This window comes from Leptothoe spongobia TAU-MAC 1115 (genome assembly GCF_018739885.1).
Lineage (GTDB): Bacteria > Cyanobacteriota > Cyanobacteriia > Phormidesmidales > Phormidesmidaceae > Leptothoe > Leptothoe spongobia.
This window is the reverse complement of record NZ_JADOES010000006.1, coordinates 132,586-148,978: the sequence shown is the minus strand read 5'-3', so window position 1 is coordinate 148,978 and position 16,393 is coordinate 132,586. Positions and strand designations below refer to the sequence as shown.

Annotated in this window: 17 protein-coding genes; 11 read left to right on the top strand and 6 right to left on the bottom strand. The window is 47.5% G+C overall.

The window, feature by feature from the left end:
• Window positions 1–73 precede the first annotated feature (73 nt).
• The 8 genes from IXB50_RS05120 (at window position 74) to IXB50_RS05085 (ending at window position 11,068) form a co-directional block, all read left to right on the top strand.
• On the top strand, window positions 74–313 hold the full coding sequence (locus tag IXB50_RS05120; protein ID WP_215607867.1) for a NifU family protein: 240 nt from the start codon (window positions 74–76) through the stop codon (window positions 311–313).
• 86 nt (window positions 314–399) lie between these two features.
• The gene (gene serS, locus IXB50_RS05115) at window positions 400–1,686 is read left to right on the top strand and encodes a serine--tRNA ligase (RefSeq protein WP_215607866.1); all 1,287 of its coding nucleotides are present in this window, start codon (window positions 400–402) and stop codon (window positions 1,684–1,686) included.
• Between the two features lie 192 nt (window positions 1,687–1,878).
• Window positions 1,879–2,973, top strand: coding sequence for an RIP metalloprotease RseP (gene rseP / locus IXB50_RS05110; RefSeq protein ID WP_215607865.1), 1,095 nt, complete (start codon window positions 1,879–1,881; stop codon window positions 2,971–2,973).
• Between the two features lie 12 nt (window positions 2,974–2,985).
• Complete coding sequence (gene nth / locus IXB50_RS05105) at window positions 2,986–3,702, top strand: endonuclease III (protein ID WP_215607864.1); 717 nt, start codon at window positions 2,986–2,988, stop codon at window positions 3,700–3,702.
• Between the two features lie 273 nt (window positions 3,703–3,975).
• The gene (gene rpsN / locus IXB50_RS05100) at window positions 3,976–4,278 is read left to right on the top strand and encodes a 30S ribosomal protein S14 (protein ID WP_215607863.1); all 303 of its coding nucleotides are present in this window, start codon (window positions 3,976–3,978) and stop codon (window positions 4,276–4,278) included.
• A gap of 146 nt (window positions 4,279–4,424) precedes the next feature.
• Window positions 4,425–5,633, top strand: a complete 1,209-nt coding sequence (locus IXB50_RS05095) for a sensor histidine kinase (RefSeq protein ID WP_215607862.1) — start codon at window positions 4,425–4,427, stop codon at window positions 5,631–5,633.
• A gap of 540 nt (window positions 5,634–6,173) precedes the next feature.
• Window positions 6,174–8,669 (top strand): GGDEF domain-containing response regulator, encoded by a 2,496-nt coding sequence (locus IXB50_RS05090; RefSeq protein ID WP_215607861.1) that lies wholly within the window; start codon window positions 6,174–6,176, stop codon window positions 8,667–8,669.
• 251 nt (window positions 8,670–8,920) lie between these two features.
• Complete coding sequence (locus tag IXB50_RS05085) at window positions 8,921–11,068, top strand: hypothetical protein (protein WP_215607860.1); 2,148 nt, start codon at window positions 8,921–8,923, stop codon at window positions 11,066–11,068.
• Between the two features lie 625 nt (window positions 11,069–11,693).
• On the opposite strand, the gene IXB50_RS05080 is transcribed toward IXB50_RS05085, so the two are convergent.
• From IXB50_RS05080 to IXB50_RS05055, 6 genes are all read right to left on the bottom strand, one after another.
• Complete coding sequence (locus IXB50_RS05080; protein WP_215607859.1) at window positions 11,694–11,813, bottom strand: photosystem II reaction center protein J; 120 nt, start codon at window positions 11,811–11,813, stop codon at window positions 11,694–11,696.
• Window positions 11,814–11,987: 174 nt separating this feature from the next.
• Window positions 11,988–12,107 carry a photosystem II reaction center protein L gene (locus IXB50_RS05075; RefSeq protein ID WP_215607858.1) on the bottom strand — a complete coding sequence of 40 codons (120 nt, stop codon included), beginning with the start codon at window positions 12,105–12,107 and terminating at the stop codon, window positions 11,988–11,990.
• A gap of 9 nt (window positions 12,108–12,116) precedes the next feature.
• The gene (gene psbF, locus IXB50_RS05070) at window positions 12,117–12,251 is read right to left on the bottom strand and encodes a cytochrome b559 subunit beta (RefSeq protein WP_215607857.1); all 135 of its coding nucleotides are present in this window, start codon (window positions 12,249–12,251) and stop codon (window positions 12,117–12,119) included.
• Window positions 12,252–12,364: 113 nt separating this feature from the next.
• On the bottom strand, window positions 12,365–12,610 hold the full coding sequence (gene psbE / locus IXB50_RS05065; protein ID WP_215607856.1) for a cytochrome b559 subunit alpha: 246 nt from the start codon (window positions 12,608–12,610) through the stop codon (window positions 12,365–12,367).
• Window positions 12,611–12,808: 198 nt separating this feature from the next.
• A complete protein-coding gene (locus IXB50_RS05060) occupies window positions 12,809–13,861 on the bottom strand; it encodes a photosynthesis system II assembly factor Ycf48 (RefSeq protein WP_215607855.1) in 1,053 nt (350 codons plus the stop codon).
• A gap of 96 nt (window positions 13,862–13,957) precedes the next feature.
• Entirely contained in the window at window positions 13,958–14,344 is a 387-nt protein-coding gene (locus IXB50_RS05055; RefSeq protein WP_215607854.1) for a rubredoxin, read from the bottom strand.
• A 326-nt stretch (window positions 14,345–14,670) separates the two neighbouring features.
• Between IXB50_RS05055 and ndhC the strand changes: the two genes are divergently transcribed.
• The 3 genes from ndhC to IXB50_RS05040 are packed head-to-tail and all read left to right on the top strand — an operon-like array spanning window position 14,671 to window position 16,275.
• Window positions 14,671–15,033 carry a photosynthetic/respiratory NAD(P)H-quinone oxidoreductase subunit C gene (ndhC, locus tag IXB50_RS05050; protein ID WP_215607853.1) on the top strand — a complete coding sequence of 121 codons (363 nt, stop codon included), beginning with the start codon at window positions 14,671–14,673 and terminating at the stop codon, window positions 15,031–15,033.
• The gene (locus IXB50_RS05045) at window positions 15,024–15,761 is read left to right on the top strand and encodes an NADH dehydrogenase subunit K (RefSeq protein WP_215607852.1); all 738 of its coding nucleotides are present in this window, start codon (window positions 15,024–15,026) and stop codon (window positions 15,759–15,761) included. The genes ndhC and IXB50_RS05045 overlap by 10 nt, the downstream gene beginning before the upstream one ends.
• Complete coding sequence (locus IXB50_RS05040; protein ID WP_215607851.1) at window positions 15,754–16,275, top strand: NAD(P)H-quinone oxidoreductase subunit J; 522 nt, start codon at window positions 15,754–15,756, stop codon at window positions 16,273–16,275. The genes IXB50_RS05045 and IXB50_RS05040 overlap by 8 nt, the downstream gene beginning before the upstream one ends.
• Window positions 16,276–16,393: the final 118 nt, after the last annotated feature.

Sequence of the window (16,393 nt, the reverse complement as noted above, 5' to 3'; positions counted from 1 at the left end):
TAAAGCCAAGCTTCTCTACTCAAAAGCTACTATTGAAGTAGCTGTTTAAATCCTTCTGGTATCAACCAACACTATGGAAACCCTAGCCCTAACCAACGACAACGTAGAAAAAGTACTTGACGAGCTCCGTCCCTATCTCATGGCCGATGGCGGCAACGTTGAGCTGGTTGACATCGACGGTCCCGTGGTCAAACTTCGTCTCCAGGGTGCCTGCGGTTCCTGCCCCAGCTCTGCCATGACCCTGCGCATGGGCATCGAGCGTCGCCTCCGCGAATTTATCCCCGAAATTGCCGAAATCGAACAGGTTGTTTAAACCCATCAAAGTCCCTCTCCCTCGGGGAGAGGGATTTAGGGTGAGGGATGCTATTCTGATTTACTGGGAAAACTCGGTGAACCATAGTGCTTGATCTAAAGCTGATTCGACAAAATCCTGACCAAGTAGCAGCGGCCTTAGCCAAACGCAGCGGCGACTATTCGCAATCACTATCTGAGCTGCAGACGCTAGATAGTGAACAGAGAGGGTTGGAGGGAGTGCGATCTCAACTCCAGGCCCGCAGCAATGAAATTGGCAAATCCGTCGGCATGAAAATTAAGGGCGGTGCCGATCCCAAGGGCGATGAGGTCAAAGACCTACGAACAGAAGGTAATCAGGTCAAAAAAGAACTATCAGAACTAGAACCCAAAGAAAAAGAACTCAAGGCCAAAATCCACGACATTCTCCTCACCCTACCAAACCTGCCCAATGACAGCACCCCTGAGGGCAAGGACGAAGAGGACAACGTCGAAGTCCGGCGCTGGGGTGATGACCTGATCCCCCAGGGTGATGGCTTCCTCGCTCATTATGAGTTAGGCGAAAAGCTAGGCATCATGAACTTCGAGCGCTCGGTAAAAATTGCCCAGAGCCGCTTTGTCACCTTGATCGGTGCTGGTGCAGCCTTGGAACGAGCATTAATTCAGTTCATGCTTGATCGCCACACTAAGGTGGGCTACACCGAAATCTTGCCCCCCATTCTAGTCAACTCAGCATCGCTTACGGGCTCAGGTCAACTGCCAAAGTTTGCCGAAGACAGCTTTAAATGTGCAGACGATGACCTTTGGCTTACCCCTACCGCTGAGGTCCCCTTAACGAACCTGCACCGCAGTGAAATCCTCACCGCAGAAGAGTTACCCATCAATTATTGTGCTTATACTCCATGTTTCCGACGAGAAGCGGGCAGCTATGGCCGCGACACCCGTGGCCTGATTCGCCTACACCAGTTTAATAAGGTGGAAATGTTTAAGTTCGTCCATCCAGAGACATCCTTTGACGAATTGGAAACGTTAACAAAAGATGCCGAAGATATCCTCCAGCAGCTCAAGCTGCCCTACCGAGTTCTCGCTTTGTGCACCGGCGATATGGGTTTTTCAGCGACTAAAACCTATGACTTAGAAGTGTGGCTCCCGTCAGCCAACCGCTATCGCGAAATTTCCAGTTGCTCTAACTGCGTTGACTTCCAGGCCCGGCGTGCCGACATCAGGTTCAAAGTTCCAGGGCAAAAAGGCACCCAGTTTGTCCACACCCTCAATGGATCTGGTCTGGCCATTGGACGTACTATGGCGGCCATTCTAGAAAACTATCAACAGCCTAACGGCAGCGTAAAAGTACCCAATGTCCTGCAACCTTACTTAGGACGGGAGTTCCTTTGAATCATTTAACCCACATGTATGGAATCAGAACGGTAGAATGAGAAGATAGCAAACATTTTTCTAGTATTCTGGTGCGCTTATATGTATTGATAGCCCTGTCAATCCTTATTTCCCTAGATTTCTTTAGACTGAGTAGCTAGACAAAGCGCATTAGCTCTCAATCAATTTTTACCGACCTACTTATTTTCATATATGTCCGTTCTGGCCGTTATTTCTGTCATTGCCATCCTGATTTTTGTCCATGAGCTGGGCCATTTCCTAGCCGCTCGACTACAGGGCATCCATGTCAACCGCTTTTCCATCGGCTTTGGTCCCATTCTCTGGAAATATCAGGGTTCACGAACAGAATATGCCTTGCGGGCACTGCCCCTGGGTGGCTTTGTTGGCTTTCCCATGGAGGAAGACTCAGATAATAGCTTTTCGCCTGACGACCCAAATCTGCTCCAGAATCGGCCAGTGATGGATCGCGCCATCGTCATGAGCGCCGGTGTCATTGCTAACCTTCTGTTTGCTTATCTGGTTTTTGTGGTCCAGTTCACTAGTGTTGGCGTTCCCCAAGACTTTGTCCCTGAGCCAGGAGTGCTGATCCCTCAGGTTATGTCCAGCACATCTCCAGCTGCTACTGCTGGAATCAAAGCAGGCGATATCATCCTGTCCGTGGATAATCAACTCCTCAATCAGGGTGAAGCTAATGTGCAGACTTTGATTGATGCCATTCAAAGTAGTCCAAATAAACCCGTTGATTTACAGATCCAGCGGGGCAAACAGGAACTTAACCTTACCGTAACGCCAGATGTATCTCCCGAAGGCAAGCCTCTGATTGGCGTTCAGCTATATCCCAACGGTAGGTTTAGCTATCAGCGATCCAGCAATCCTGTCGAAGTGCTCAAGTTTGCTGCTGAGGAGTTTCAAAACGTATTTGTCCGTACAGCGCAAGGATTCTTTGCCCTAGTAACTAATTTTTCTGAGATGTCAAGCCAGGTATCTAGTCCTGTAGGCATCGTCGACCAAGGTCGGACTATGGCAGATAATAACCTGATTAGTCTGTTTCCCTTCACTGCTCTCATCAGTGTAAACCTGGCGATTATCAATATCTTGCCCCTGCCAGCGTTAGATGGCGGTCAGTTGGCCTTCTTGCTAGTCGAGGCATTGATGGGTAAGCCCTTACCTCGACGCATCCAAGAAAGCGTTATGCAAACTGGACTACTCCTGTTTTTGGGGCTAGGTGGCATCCTCATTGCTCGCGACATTTCACGCCTAGAGATTTTCCAGAACGTTTTTCAGTAGGCAGAGCCGATCGTGACTGCTACACAAGCCAAACGCCCTCGCCTGACTAAAAAACGACGAGCACTGCTTATCCTCGAACGTCTCAAGGAACTCTACCCAGAAGCCCCCTGCTCCCTCGACTACGACAATCCACTGCAGCTACTGATAGCCACCATGCTATCTGCCCAGTGCACTGACGCTCGGGTGAATATTGTCACACCAGCTTTATTTGAACGCTTTCCCAGCGTGACAAACTATGCAGAGGCAGACGTTGGCGAAATCGAGTCGTACATTAAATCAACGGGTTTCTATCGCAATAAGGCTAAAAATATTCGTGCCGCCTGTGAAAAAATTGTGACCGATTTTGGTGGGGAAGTCCCTCAATCAATGGAAACACTCACTAGTCTGCCAGGTGTGGCTCGAAAAACCGCAAACGTAGTGCTCGCCCATGGGTTTGGGATCAATGCTGGGGTGACTGTAGACACCCATGTTAAACGCATTACCAACCGACTCGGCCTGACTAAGCATGATGCTCCGGTCAAAATTGAGCAAGACCTGATGAAGCTACTGCCCCAACCAGATTGGGAAAATTGGTCTATTCGCTTGGTCTATCATGGCCGCGCCGTCTGTGATGCTCGTAATCCAGCCTGTGAGCGATGCCAATTGGCTGAATGGTGCTCATCTGGATCAAAGTTGATCAAAGCCAAGAGCAATAGCAAGACGACTAAAAAACTACCCCAAAAAACATAGGCTGCTCATCTAGTTTTCCTGATGAGAGGGGAACTCTAGAGCATGCATAAAGAGTAGTTTTTAGTTTGAAGCATGATCGGACTATTCGGCCTGAGCACGCTGATTGGGGCGATGCTGCTGGTCAATTGGTTAACCAAGTTTGAGTTTGAAGATAATTTCAATGAAAGAGAACGGTATTAATCATTTACAAAATAGTTTTGCCAAAGACAAGCATGTCCTTTATTATGGGAGACTGTGATCAACATCGGTAACCTATAGGAAACTATCAGCCCAATGGCTAAGAAAGGCATGATTGCGCGTCAGCGTAAGCGCGAAAAAGTAGTTGCAAGGTATGCGACCAAGCGCGAAGAACTTATGAAAGCATTTAAGGCAGCTGGGTCCCAAGCAGAAAAGCTAGAAATCCATCGCAAAATCCAACAGCTGCCTCGCGATAGTTCATCTACGCGTCTGCACAATCGCTGCTGGTTGACCGGTCGCCCCCATGGTTATTACCGTGATTTTGGTCTCTGTCGTAACGCCCTCAGAGATATGGCTCATCAGGGTCTGTTACCCGGTGTAGTCAAGTCTAGCTGGTAAGTTAAATCAGATTTAATTCATTTATATACTATGCGTCCTGTCTGACGAATGTTCAAGCGGGGCGCATTGTCCATTAGATAGCTTTTAGATAGCTTCAGAGTTTGACAAAGCCCCCCCTAATTTTGTTTTGACATACGGATAAACCATTGCAGGACAAACAGTCAGTTGATCCAGTTGCGATCGCTACCGCTTTCCAGGCTTTGCTAAAACACCATCAGACTACTTGCCTACTGGTTAATCGGCAAAATCGTCTTATACATATCTGTAGCGATCACCTCGGGTTACTTGAGGCCGATGGCAATGCATTAGAGCAGGATGTTATCCAGCTGTTACCCGCCCGCCTAAAAGGCCCCAGCAGTGACGTTCTCAAGCAAGCACAGCACAACGGAGAATCCCAAAAAGCTGGCTATCAGCTTGAGTTACCCAACGGTCAACCATATGCCGTGACTCTTGTAGCCAGCTTACATATGGTCCATGGGAGCCAAGACTTCCTAACCCTTTTAATTGAACGGGTCATTGAGCAAGATGCACAAGACAGTCTGTATATGTCGGAAGATCCATGTACGACAGAACTGATTGAAGTCAATGAACGCTTACGGGCAAAAGTATGCGAACAACAGCAAACTGAACAAGCATTAGCCCAACAGGCCCAAGCATTAGTCCGTTCTAATGCAAATTTGGAGGAGTTTGCCTACATTGTCTCCCACGATTTGCAAGAGCCATTGAGGGCGATGACGGCCTTTTCTCAACTCTTGGAACAACGCTATAGCGAACAGTTAGATGCCTCTGCCAAACGCTACATTACTCACATTGTTGAGGGCGGTACTCGCATGAAAGCGATGATTGATGGCATCTTAGAACTCTCTCGCATCAGCCGTAAGACACAACCCACCAATAGCCCTACCAACCTAGACCAGGCCCTTGCAACAGCCCTTAAAAATTTAGAGCTAATTCGACTGGAGACACAAGCAAGCATCACTCACACTGCTTTACCGACTCTATACGTAGATCAAAACCACATCGTACAACTACTGCAAAATCTGATTAGCAACGCTATCAAGTTCCGAGGAGTAGAGCTACCCCGCATTCATGTTTCTGCCAAACAGCAAGCCCATAACTGGCTTTTTACTATCCAGGACAATGGTATTGGCATTCCTCAAAGCCAACAGGAACGTATTTTTAAGCTCTTTAAACGATTGCATAGCCGACAAGAATACCAGGGCCATGGCATCGGACTTGCTATCTGCAAAAAAATTGTGGAGCATTATCAGGGCGACATTTGGTTAACGTCAGTGCCTGGACAAGGGGCAGTTTTTTATTTCACCCTTGCCGATATCGACCAAAATAAGGCTTAAAATAGCAAATATCTCAGTTTTCTTGAGATGAATAACGAGACATTTGGGGATGATCATGCCGCATATCCCTAAAGCTCAAGCATAAACGCTATCACTATAGGGTAAGACAGAACTCCTAAGAATAGGTATTTTTGCGATATACAAGTTATATCGAGTTTTCTTACTATATTTCTAAGCCATCTAGCACAAGACGTCTAAGCAAGACACCGCGTCTAAGCAAGACAATCTGTGCCAGATAGGGGATGTGCAATCAAATAACGTATCCATCTTATGTAGGCTGTGTATAGCCCAAGGGGCATTCAAGAAAAGACGATAGCCGTAACGCATCGGTACTTTATTTTTAAGCAGATCCCTAGCCTGTTCTTCTCCTTGTAGAAACTCTCATTTATATCCTTTTTATTCTGTTTTTATTACATCTGTCATGCCGTACAACCAAACATTCACAGTAGTCCTATAGGTCTTGCCTATGGGTGCCTACACCTATGACACTTTTTACAAGCCACTCATTCATTCATTTATTAAATACATACGGATACACCTATGGTGACAGGCATCGATGCATTGTTGATTGAAGATAACCTATCGGATGCTCAACTTTTTCAGGAACTTTTAACATCATCTGAACTCCTAAACACAAGGCTCCACCATACCGAACGCTTCAATGATGCCCTCCAGACATTAGAAGCTCAAAACAACAACTTTGATGTGGTTTTATTGGACCTGTGTCTACCGGATGGAGAAGGGATAGAACTCGTCAAACAAATTAAAACCCTGGTGCCCAAGATACCTATTGTGGTGCTCTCAGGCATTCAAGATCAAAACGTTGCCTTGGCCGCTCTCCAAGAAGGTGCTCAAGATTATCTGATGAAGTCAGATACATTCTCCCCCGAAAAACTACAACAACTCGGGTACGTAGATGTTGGTAATCTACTGGCTAAGACTATCCAATATGCAATCGAACGCGCAGAGCTAACCAAAAAATTAGAGATTAGCGAAGAACGCTATGCTCTGGCCGTTCAAGGGGCCAATGATGGCATTTGGGACTGGGATCTGATCACAAATACCATCTGTTACTCCCGCCGTTGGCAGGCAATGCTAGGCCTAAATAATAGCGGTATTAGTACAAGTCCAGATGAATGGTTATCCCGCATCTATGCCGAAGATCGTGCAGACTTTGAGCGCAAACTCCAGGAACATCTCGACTTCCATTGGTCAAACTTTGAATGTGAGTACCGCATTTTGCACAGTGATGGTAGCTATCGGTGGATGCTCACACGAGGAATGGCCCTGTGGGATGAAGGGGGACATCCCTATCGAATTGCTGGTTCTCAAACCGATATCACTGAACGTAAGGAGCTGGAACAATCCCTCCACAAGGAAAAAGAGCTAGCTCAAATTACGCTTCATTCCATCGGTGATGCCGTGATCACTACGGATGAGCGGGGGCATATCAAAGACTTTAATCCAGTTGCAGAGAAACTGACTGGATGGAAAGCCAAGGACGCCAGGCAACGTTCTATTTCAGAGGTATGCAAACTGGTTGATAGCCTTACCGGTAAGCCACTTCAAAATCCAGCCCTCCAAGCGATTAAAGAAAAGAAAGCTATTAGTCTCAGTAACCATCCCACCTTAATTTCTAGAACAGGCCAAGAGTTTGGAATTGGGGACTCGGCAGCGCCTATTCGCTCGGCTACGGGGGAGGTATTGGGTACCGTTCTGGTATTTCATGATGTGACTGAGGAGCGAGGTCGGGCCAAACAGCTGGCCTGGCAAGCGTCTCACGATCCGCTGACAGAACTGTTTAACCGTAAAAAGTTTATTCATTCCCTCGATAACGCCATTGACAAACTCCTGGGACAAGACTCGCAGCACATGCTGTGCTATATGGATTTAGATCACTTTAAAACCGTTAACGATACCTGTGGTCACGCAGCTGGCGATCAGCTATTACGCCAGGTAGCGGACCTTTGGCGAGGACAAATTCGACAGACAGATGTCCTTGCCCGTTTAGGCGGTGACGAGTTTGGGCTGTTGCTATACAACTGCAAGTTATCTCGGGCCACCCAGATTGCAGAGTCATTTTGCCAGAGCATCCAAAAATTACGGTTTCTCTATGATGGCAAGGTCTTTAATATCGGTGTCAGTGTCGGTATTGTGCCGATTACATCCCACAACACCAATAATGAACAGGTGATGCAACTGGCAGACACGGCCTGCTATGCCGCCAAAAATAAGGGACGTAATCGTGTACAGGTATATCATCCAGACGATGATGGCATTCATCGTCAAACGGAAGATATTCAATGGTTTTCCAGGGTGACAGAGGCTTTGGATGAAGACCAGTTTCAGCTGTACTCTCAGACCATCGAAGCGGCTATCCCTGGATCTAATGACATCCGACTGTGTGAAATTTTGCTGCGGCTACCGAATGCTAAAACAGGAGAAATTTCACCACCCATGGCATTTTTGCCAACAGCTGAGCGATACAATCTCATGCCGCGTATTGATCGATGGGTGGTAAAACGATTTTTTAATTATCTAACCTCCCACACCCCTGTCCCCAAAACTATCTACAGCGTCAATCTATCGGGCTCTAGCATCAATGATGAAAGTTTTGTCGAATTCTTGGCAGAGCAGCTACGGCAGTATCCGGTTAATCCTCAAATACTCTGCTTTGAAATTACGGAAACCCTAGCCATTGCAAATTTGCAAAAAGCGGTTGAGCTCATCCAAAAGATCAAGCAAATGGGCTGTCACTTTGCTCTGGATGACTTTGGTAGTGGTATGTCTTCGTTTAGTTATCTCAAGCATCTACCTGTGGATTATCTAAAAATTGATGGTCACTTTGTCAAAGAAGCACCGACAGATGAAGTGCTCTGCGCTATGTTGCAATCGATTAATAATATCGGTCACATTATGGGGTTAGAAACAATTGCTGAATATGTTGAAAATACAGTCGTCTTAGAGAAAGTGCAGGCTCTGGGCATCGACTACGCTCAGGGATATGCCATCAGCCGTCCACAGCCCCTTGTATAGTGGTTTAGACATGGCTTATATGGGCTTCAAGATTGACCAACTCTGCTCAGCATCAGCCTAAACATCAGAGAGTGTATTTCGCCATATTTCTTTAGCATTCCTATAGTTAACGTAGAGAAAGAAACGACTCTTACTGAAAAACGTGAGAATCGTAGCTATGTTTGCTAGGATTGCCCCTATGCTGTGGCGATTTGGTAGGTATATGCCATGACTACAGGTGATAGGGGCAAGTCTCTGACAGGTGTTTAAGTATGCGCTATTGGGAGTTTTTAATTCAGCAGGAAGGCGATCAGACCTGGCTGCCTTTAGAAACAAGGCAGGTAGAAATATTAGAAGGTCGTTATCGCATGGCTGCCTATACCAGCTATGACGAAACATCTGTCGAAGTTCGGGTTAGTCAACTGCTGCTAGATGAAATTCCACCCCGTCGTCGTGTCCGGAAGCGTAAGTCCATCACTAATGACTCAGGGCTACTGGCGATTTTTCCGTTTATGCAGCTGAGTCCTGGTCGCTGGGAAATCGATTGCAACAGTCCCGACGTTATTGACGACTTTCTTGGGGATTCCTGGCATTATTCTGTCCAGCTCCAGGTCACGCCTCGGGATGAAGATGACTGGGAACTTGATTGGTCAGAGGCCACCGCAGATAATGATTTACCCGAGCTTGCGGAGCTAGAACCCACCGAGCCCCCCCCTGCCACTGACCTAACATTGGAAGGGGCTGCAGAGAGTGTCCAGTCTACTGAATTTCAGTTAGAGCTGAAGCAGCAGGCCTATGTCACAGAATTAGGAAAAACGCTGACGCTGACAGGTCATCTTGCTCAAACGACTGGTCGCTCCCTATCTAGCAAACAGCTTTGGGTGGAGTTACGGGATCCTCAAACGGCCAGCATTCTTAAGGAACGGTCCTTTGAGTTGCCCACCCAAAGCCTGCCATCTCCCTTCTCAGTCACAATTACCTTGCCAGAAGAACTGTCTACCCAGGTGATTCTGGGAGCAGTTTCGTTACGATCTAAGGCTGAGAAGGACGCCCTCGCCTTAGCATCCTTTACGGTCACCATTGGACTAGCTCAAATGTTGGATGCGATCGCAAACCAACCAGACCTGGAATTCGAAGAAGAAATCTCCATTTTTCCAGGCTCCACGGAATCCTTTGTCCCGCCGCCAGAAAAAACTGAGGCCCTAATCACACGGGAGACCCCCATCATTCCCAGGGAGTTAATCCCCTCCGAAGGGTTAACGCTACCGCCTCAAATTAAACCACCTAGTGAGTTAGATGAGGACATAGACCGTCAGCCAGAACTACCAGAATTTCCGACCAAGCTCGATATTGACCATCAGGGTCAGGACACTCCAGCAGCAGAAACTATAGCTCCAGCTAACCAGGAACTCCCAGCAGAAGAACTGCCTGTTGAGGCCCTATTAGACGAAAACGAGCTCTTCGAAGACGTTCTAACCGATGAACGGCCAGCGATGGGGCTAGTCGATGAACTGCCTATAGAGACGTTAAAGACCCCAGACGAAACTTTAGAAACATCAATCCTGAGCGAGCCAGATATCGCTCCCGAGGATGAGCCTGGGGCAGACGAACAGCAACCATTTTCTGCACCTAAGGTATTTGAACTCGGCAGCATTGAAGACGACGATCTAGACCTGGAGTTAGCCAATGCGGCCCAAGACGATCTAGACGACGATCTAGAACCAGAGCCACTCCCTAGTCCCAACTTTTCCCTCAATGCAGGCTCCGCCTATAGACCAAAAACCACAGACCATCAATGGGATAAGGGCACTATCCACATTGATCGAGACTTTCAAAATTTACAGCTAAGGGACCGTTTTTGGAAAAAGCTCAACCTATTGACACAAGAGGGCTACCGCGAATCTCTAGAGGTCAAACGAGCCTTAAAAACATCTGATACCTTGCCAGAAGGCAACCGACAAAGCAACGAGTTTGTGGCTTATGAGCCCCGTCCTCAGCGCCTGGAGCAGAAGCTGGAACAAGCCGCAAAGAAACCCACAAACGACAGTCAGGAACCGATTCAAGTCCTGCCTCCCACATTAGATGTTCCCATGCAGGAGCTGGTAGCTGGGGAATGGATTGCCATTAAGGTGCGTCTACCGGTAGCTAACTATCATCCCTATGTCAAAGTATGGATGAACGACTTACAAACTCGCACGATCATTGAGGCCCCACGCATGCTGATGCAATTTACCCCCAATGATTACAACGAACTTGAAACCCTGATGCGGGTACAGGTGCCCACTGGCTGTTTGGAGCTCCAGATTGCTGCGATCTCAGTGGATATGTCTACCCTGCAAGAAAGTCGTAAAGTCGTTCAGAATCGGCGGGTGATGCCACCAGACAATACTGTCTCCCTCTTTGACGATTGGGATATGTAGGGAGGGAGCCATGGTGCGACTCTACATATCCCTACAAATCCATGCAAACTTTCTACACAATCGACATATACCGCATCAAATCAAAGTAAATTAAGGTCTAGGTCTTAGGCCCACATTCAAGCGTGTTCGCTCCCTTTGAGGAGAAAATGCAGCTCTGGATGTGTAAACGTTTAAATCTTCAGAGCATTTGCTCTTCATTGAGAGATAGGAGACTTGATATATATGGATACTTCCCTTTTGCCTCAGGTCATGGTGCCCATCGTGGCTATCCATGCATTTGCATTCATGATCGCCATGTTCCTCTATGTAGAGCAGGAAGAGACGTCGGCATAGGATTCTAACCGGTCGATAAATAGCGTTGATCACATAGTCAGGATAAGTTCATCTACCTGACAGCGTTTAACTCTTATGTAGATGTGATGTCTAAATGGCCTATATAAAGGACATTTGCGCTATATAACCGGATAATCATTGCAAAAGCCCCGTAAGCTAAGTCAGCTTACGGGGCTTTTCAACACCTATTTGAGTCCCTACCAGGTTGGCCAATAGATTCAAGGTGCTTAGTAATTACTTGGCTAGGCACCTTGCCAACCTGGCATTGTCTTGGGTTCAAAGACCAATAGAGTTAGACACCTGAACCAACACCAGCATAGGCACCATAGAAAAACAGACCAACCACTACCAACACACCGGTGCCAGCAACAGTTGCCACAATCCAAAGGGGAATTCGGCCATTCTCAAACATGAATTTATCTCCTACTTGTCACCTACTCTCATATTCATGAGACCTTCTCATGGGAATGAGATACCCTCATGGAATGAGACCCTCTCATGAATATAAGGCACGCTGATATTCATGGGACACTCTCATGAAAAATTAAGCCCAGACGGCCCCAAGGACCATCTACACCCGTTAGATTTAGTTAAAGAAGTAGCTAGAAAATAGCAGACCTAAAATGAAAACAAGAAGCAAACCAAGGAACAAGGATGTCCGGTTTAACTCAACAGGCTGCTTATTGGGATTCGGAATTCTGTCCACGGATGTCTCCTATCGCTGAATGAACTGCATTGCGGCAATGGCACCCAGGAAGAATACCGAGGGAACACCAAGGGCGTGTACGGAAAGCCAACGTACCGTAAAAATGGGGTAAACGATGGGCTCGTTGGGATTACTACTGGTCATAGGGGGATTCCAATCTCAATCGACAATCAACAAGGGTGAGGGCCAACTACGTCCAAATTAAAACCTGCAGGTTCCTGTACGGTAAAACGACCGCCTTGGACGTGGACCAGGTTTTAGTTACCAAACTGGGTAATCTGCTTGCCCGCCTCATAACGGTTCTCAAGAATCGGCACCTGGACCTGATTATTGGGGAAATACTCGTTGGGACGAGGGGTGCCAAAAACGTCATAAGCAAGGCCAGTGGACACAAACAACCAACCTGCGATAAATAGAGCAGGAATAGTGATGCTGTGGATAATCCAGTAGCGAATACTCGTAATAATGTCTGAAAAAGGTCGTTCTCCAGTATCACCTGCCATTGTTCAATCTCCTCTTAACAGCGAATAGGCGTTGAAACATATCCAGCTAAAGCTCCCATTAATGCAAAACCATAGTTATGGATATGAAAAGGTTTAGTAACATCATAGAGAACAGAGCATATCCCTATCAAGCGATGATGAAGGATTCATTCATAGTCCTGTTCTCTTGCCCTTGATTAAACCGTGAGTAAAATCGGCTTAAACTGCCGCAGCGTCAGGCATGTAGCGCAGCAAATAACCGCGTTGTCCCAAAATAAATCCCCGCTCCCCACCAAAGAACTTAATCCGGTACAGGTTAGAGGGAACATCTCCAGCGGGCTTATCCTTTAACCAGGTCTCGCCACCGTCGGGACTCATCAGCAGTGTACCGCTACCACCACTGACCCAAAGCTCATTACCGGTACGATAGCCGACATCCAAAAATCCCCAACTAGAGCCAATCTCAGGACGAAGCGGTTCACCCCAGCTTTCATACTTTGGTACCTCTGGACTTTCGCCAGGCTGCCCAAACTGCATCTGACCACCTCGGGCAATCAGCCACAGGTCACCAGTACTGGTAAAGCCCATATTTTGTAAACGCTTGGAATTCTCACGATTATGGGGCTGCCAGCTCTCTTGACCGGGCTCCCAGGTGGAGTAGAAGTTACCCCGTGACGACACCGCCACATAGCGACCATCATCGCTCCGTGTCATGTTTCGAACCACACCAACGGCAGCCTGCACCAAAGCAGTCCAGTGGCGACCGCCATCGTCAGTGCGATAAATCGCTCCGACATCTGTGGCTAGCTCAACTGAGCCTTCGGCAAGGGCTGTCACCATTAAGGGGCTACCTGGTAGCTGATTACTCAGGGGCACATTGGCCCAAGACTTCCCGCCATCGGTCGTGTGCAATAACACGCTGGGTAGACCCGCAACCCAGCCTTCATCTCCGGAAAAATTTACGGAGGTAAAGGTGTAGCGCCGTTCACCAAGATCTAGAACCTTTTGCTCCCAGGTCTCACCACCATCGGTGGTTTCAAACAATGTAGAACGGCTACCGACTAACCAACCATGGTCAGCATTCGCCGCAAATGCCACATCAGAGAAGGTGGAATCGGTTTCTAAGGCAATCATTTGCCATGGATTGCTATCTAGGGACGGTAGGAAAAACTTGGTGCAGCCGACGGTGAGAATTGCGATCGCAACCAACAGTAATCGCTTAAGCCCGATGGCCACTCGCCCATTAAAAAAGTCCGTTAAAACCGTTTGCATCTCTACTAATTTAGACAAAAAACAAATTTAGACATGAAAACCAGACTGAGCATTACGCACTGACCGCGCCAGGAGCAAGTTCAATCCCATTTGGGACTACTTCAAACCGTACAAACTCATGAAAAAGAAAAATGCCGTTGCCAAAGCACCAAAAATAAGCAGGTTTTTTTGGCCTGGAGTCAGCACATTCACACCAAGGCCGTAGCCCAAGTTTTCAGTAAATCCTGAAGGCTTACCCACTGGACCAATGTTAGAAAACAGCTTGGGGCGTGAACCACAAACCGGACAGCGCCAGGTAATCGGCAGCTCAGCAAATTGCACCCCTGGAGGAATGTCTGCTTTGCCATCCCCCTTAACCGGCTCATAAACATAGCCGCAGGGACGACACTCATAACGATCCATTTCGTAGGGTGTAGGCGGTGCAGATGGCTCTTCGGTCTCGGGCGTATCCACCACCGGCTTAGCATCAGGCTCAGTATTCATGGGGGGTTGGGGTAGCGTCATGTAAACAATTATTACATACTGGGTTGCGTCTCCCGAACTCGACAGGGAATATGACTGATCCTTGCAAGCGATCTATAGATAATGTCCAACATTTTCATTGTCAGATTTTTCTATCGTCATGGGATTCGCCTACACAGCTGACTAGAATAGAAGTAAGCTAAGTGGGGGCTTATGACATCTGTCAGGTTAGTTAGAACAATGGTCATCCTTAACGGCCCTAACGTACAAAGCTAACCTGACTCGCAATCGACAAAATGTATTTGTCGATTGCTGTGTGCCCGCTGAGAGGAAATCACAAAACGCGCGTGTTTGTACTAACTGGATACGAATACTTTCTACTCTTTCTGATTATTTGTAGCCTGGTGCCTGTATCGGCACTGTTGGCCGCTAAACTCCTCGGAGCCAAAGGCACAGGGGTAGTCCGACGCACAACTTATGAATCAGGGATGGAGCCCATTGGTGGTGCCTGGATTCAGTTCAACATTCGCTATTACATGTTTGCCCTGGTCTTCGTCATTTTTGACGTTGAAACCGTCTTTTTATACCCCTGGGCAGTTGCATTCCACACGCTGGGCGTGCTCGCGTTCGTCGAGGCTTTGATTTTTATCGCAATTTTGCTGATTGGTTTGGTTTACGCATGGCGTAAAGGAGCATTGGAATGGTCATAAAATCACCCTCAGGCAGTTCCATCATTGGCGACAATGAAAGGGTAATGAACCCGGCAGCACAGCCTACGGTCACCCAGGATCTGTCAGAAAACGTGATCCTCACCACAGTTGATGATATTTATAACTGGACTAGACTATCCAGCTTATTTCCACTGCTTTACGGTACTGCCTGCTGCTTTATTGAGTTTGCGGCGCTGCTTGGCTCCCGATTTGACTTTGACCGATTTGGGTTGGCCCCGCGTTCCAGTCCCCGTCAGGCCGATCTGCTAATCACCGCTGGCACCGTCACCATGAAAATGGCTCCAGCTTTAGTACGTCTCTATGAGCAGATGCCTGAGCCTAAATACGTCATCGCTATGGGGGCATGCACTATTACTGGCGGTATGTTTAGCGTTGATTCTCCCTCAGCCGTACGTGGTGTAGATAAGCTGATTCCAGTGGATGTCTATATTCCCGGCTGTCCACCTCGACCAGAGGCTATTTTTGATGCGGTGATTAAACTACGCAAGAAAATAGCTAATGAGTCCATGCGTGAACGGGGTGTTTTGGAACAAACTCATCGTTACTATACCCGTGCTCACAAAATGGAAGTGGTAGAACCGATTCTGACTGGAAAATATCTCAGATCGGGTACTCGTGAAGCTCCTTCTAAAGAGCTTATGCAATCCATGGGTATGCCCATGAACCTGCCTGAAAAAGCCACCCAGGAGGAAAAAGCTAATGGCTGATGAAGAAATTAGGCCAGAAGAATCAAGTGAAATTGTTGAAGCTGGACCGATATCTAGCTGGCTAACTGAGCAAGGGTTCGCCCATGAAATCATGGAGCGCGATCATTTGGGTGTAGAACTGCTCAAGGTAGAGCCTGCTTTTCTGATTCCCTTTTGCACCGCGCTTTATGCCTACGGATTTAACTACCTGCAGTGTCAGGGTGCCTACGATGCAGGTCCTGGTCAGCCCTTAGTAAGCTTCTATCATCTATCAAAGGTGAGTGATAACGCTGATCGTCCCGAGGAATTACGCATCAAAGTGTACATCCCCCGAGACAACCCCAAAATTCCTTCAGTTTATTGGATTTGGAAGGCGGCCGACTGGCAAGAGCGTGAAAGCTATGACATGTACGGCATTATTTATGAAGGGCATCCCAACCTAAAGCGATTGCTCATGCCTGAAGACTGGGTAGGCTGGCCTCTGCGTAAGGACTACATTTCACCAGATTTCTACGAGCTGCAGGACGCATATTAGCCTGTATGCAAAACTTGCTTGTATTTTTACCCCACAGTTTTATCAGACTGGTGGGGTTAGTTGTGATCAAAGTCATATCTCTACCTGGGGATGCCTCCAAAATAAGGGGAAACACCGA

Coding starts and splice junctions, on each gene's coding strand:
- IXB50_RS05090 (WP_215607861.1), top strand. CDS start 6,174: ATGGTGACAGGCATCGATGCATTGTTGATTGAAGATAACCTATCGGAT.
- psbE (WP_215607856.1), bottom strand. CDS start 12,610: ATGGCAGGTGATACTGGAGAACGACCTTTTTCAGACATTATTACGAGT.
- IXB50_RS05085 (WP_215607860.1), top strand. CDS start 8,921: ATGCGCTATTGGGAGTTTTTAATTCAGCAGGAAGGCGATCAGACCTGG.
- psbF (WP_215607857.1), bottom strand. CDS start 12,251: ATGACCAGTAGTAATCCCAACGAGCCCATCGTTTACCCCATTTTTACG.
- IXB50_RS05060 (WP_215607855.1), bottom strand. CDS start 13,861: ATGCAAACGGTTTTAACGGACTTTTTTAATGGGCGAGTGGCCATCGGG.
- IXB50_RS05120 (WP_215607867.1), top strand. CDS start 74: ATGGAAACCCTAGCCCTAACCAACGACAACGTAGAAAAAGTACTTGAC.
- rpsN (WP_215607863.1), top strand. CDS start 3,976: ATGGCTAAGAAAGGCATGATTGCGCGTCAGCGTAAGCGCGAAAAAGTA.
- IXB50_RS05080 (WP_215607859.1), bottom strand. CDS start 11,813: ATGTTTGAGAATGGCCGAATTCCCCTTTGGATTGTGGCAACTGTTGCT.
- rseP (WP_215607865.1), top strand. CDS start 1,879: ATGTCCGTTCTGGCCGTTATTTCTGTCATTGCCATCCTGATTTTTGTC.
- IXB50_RS05040 (WP_215607851.1), top strand. CDS start 15,754: ATGGCTGATGAAGAAATTAGGCCAGAAGAATCAAGTGAAATTGTTGAA.
- IXB50_RS05045 (WP_215607852.1), top strand. CDS start 15,024: ATGGTCATAAAATCACCCTCAGGCAGTTCCATCATTGGCGACAATGAA.
- IXB50_RS05055 (WP_215607854.1), bottom strand. CDS start 14,344: ATGAATACTGAGCCTGATGCTAAGCCGGTGGTGGATACGCCCGAGACC.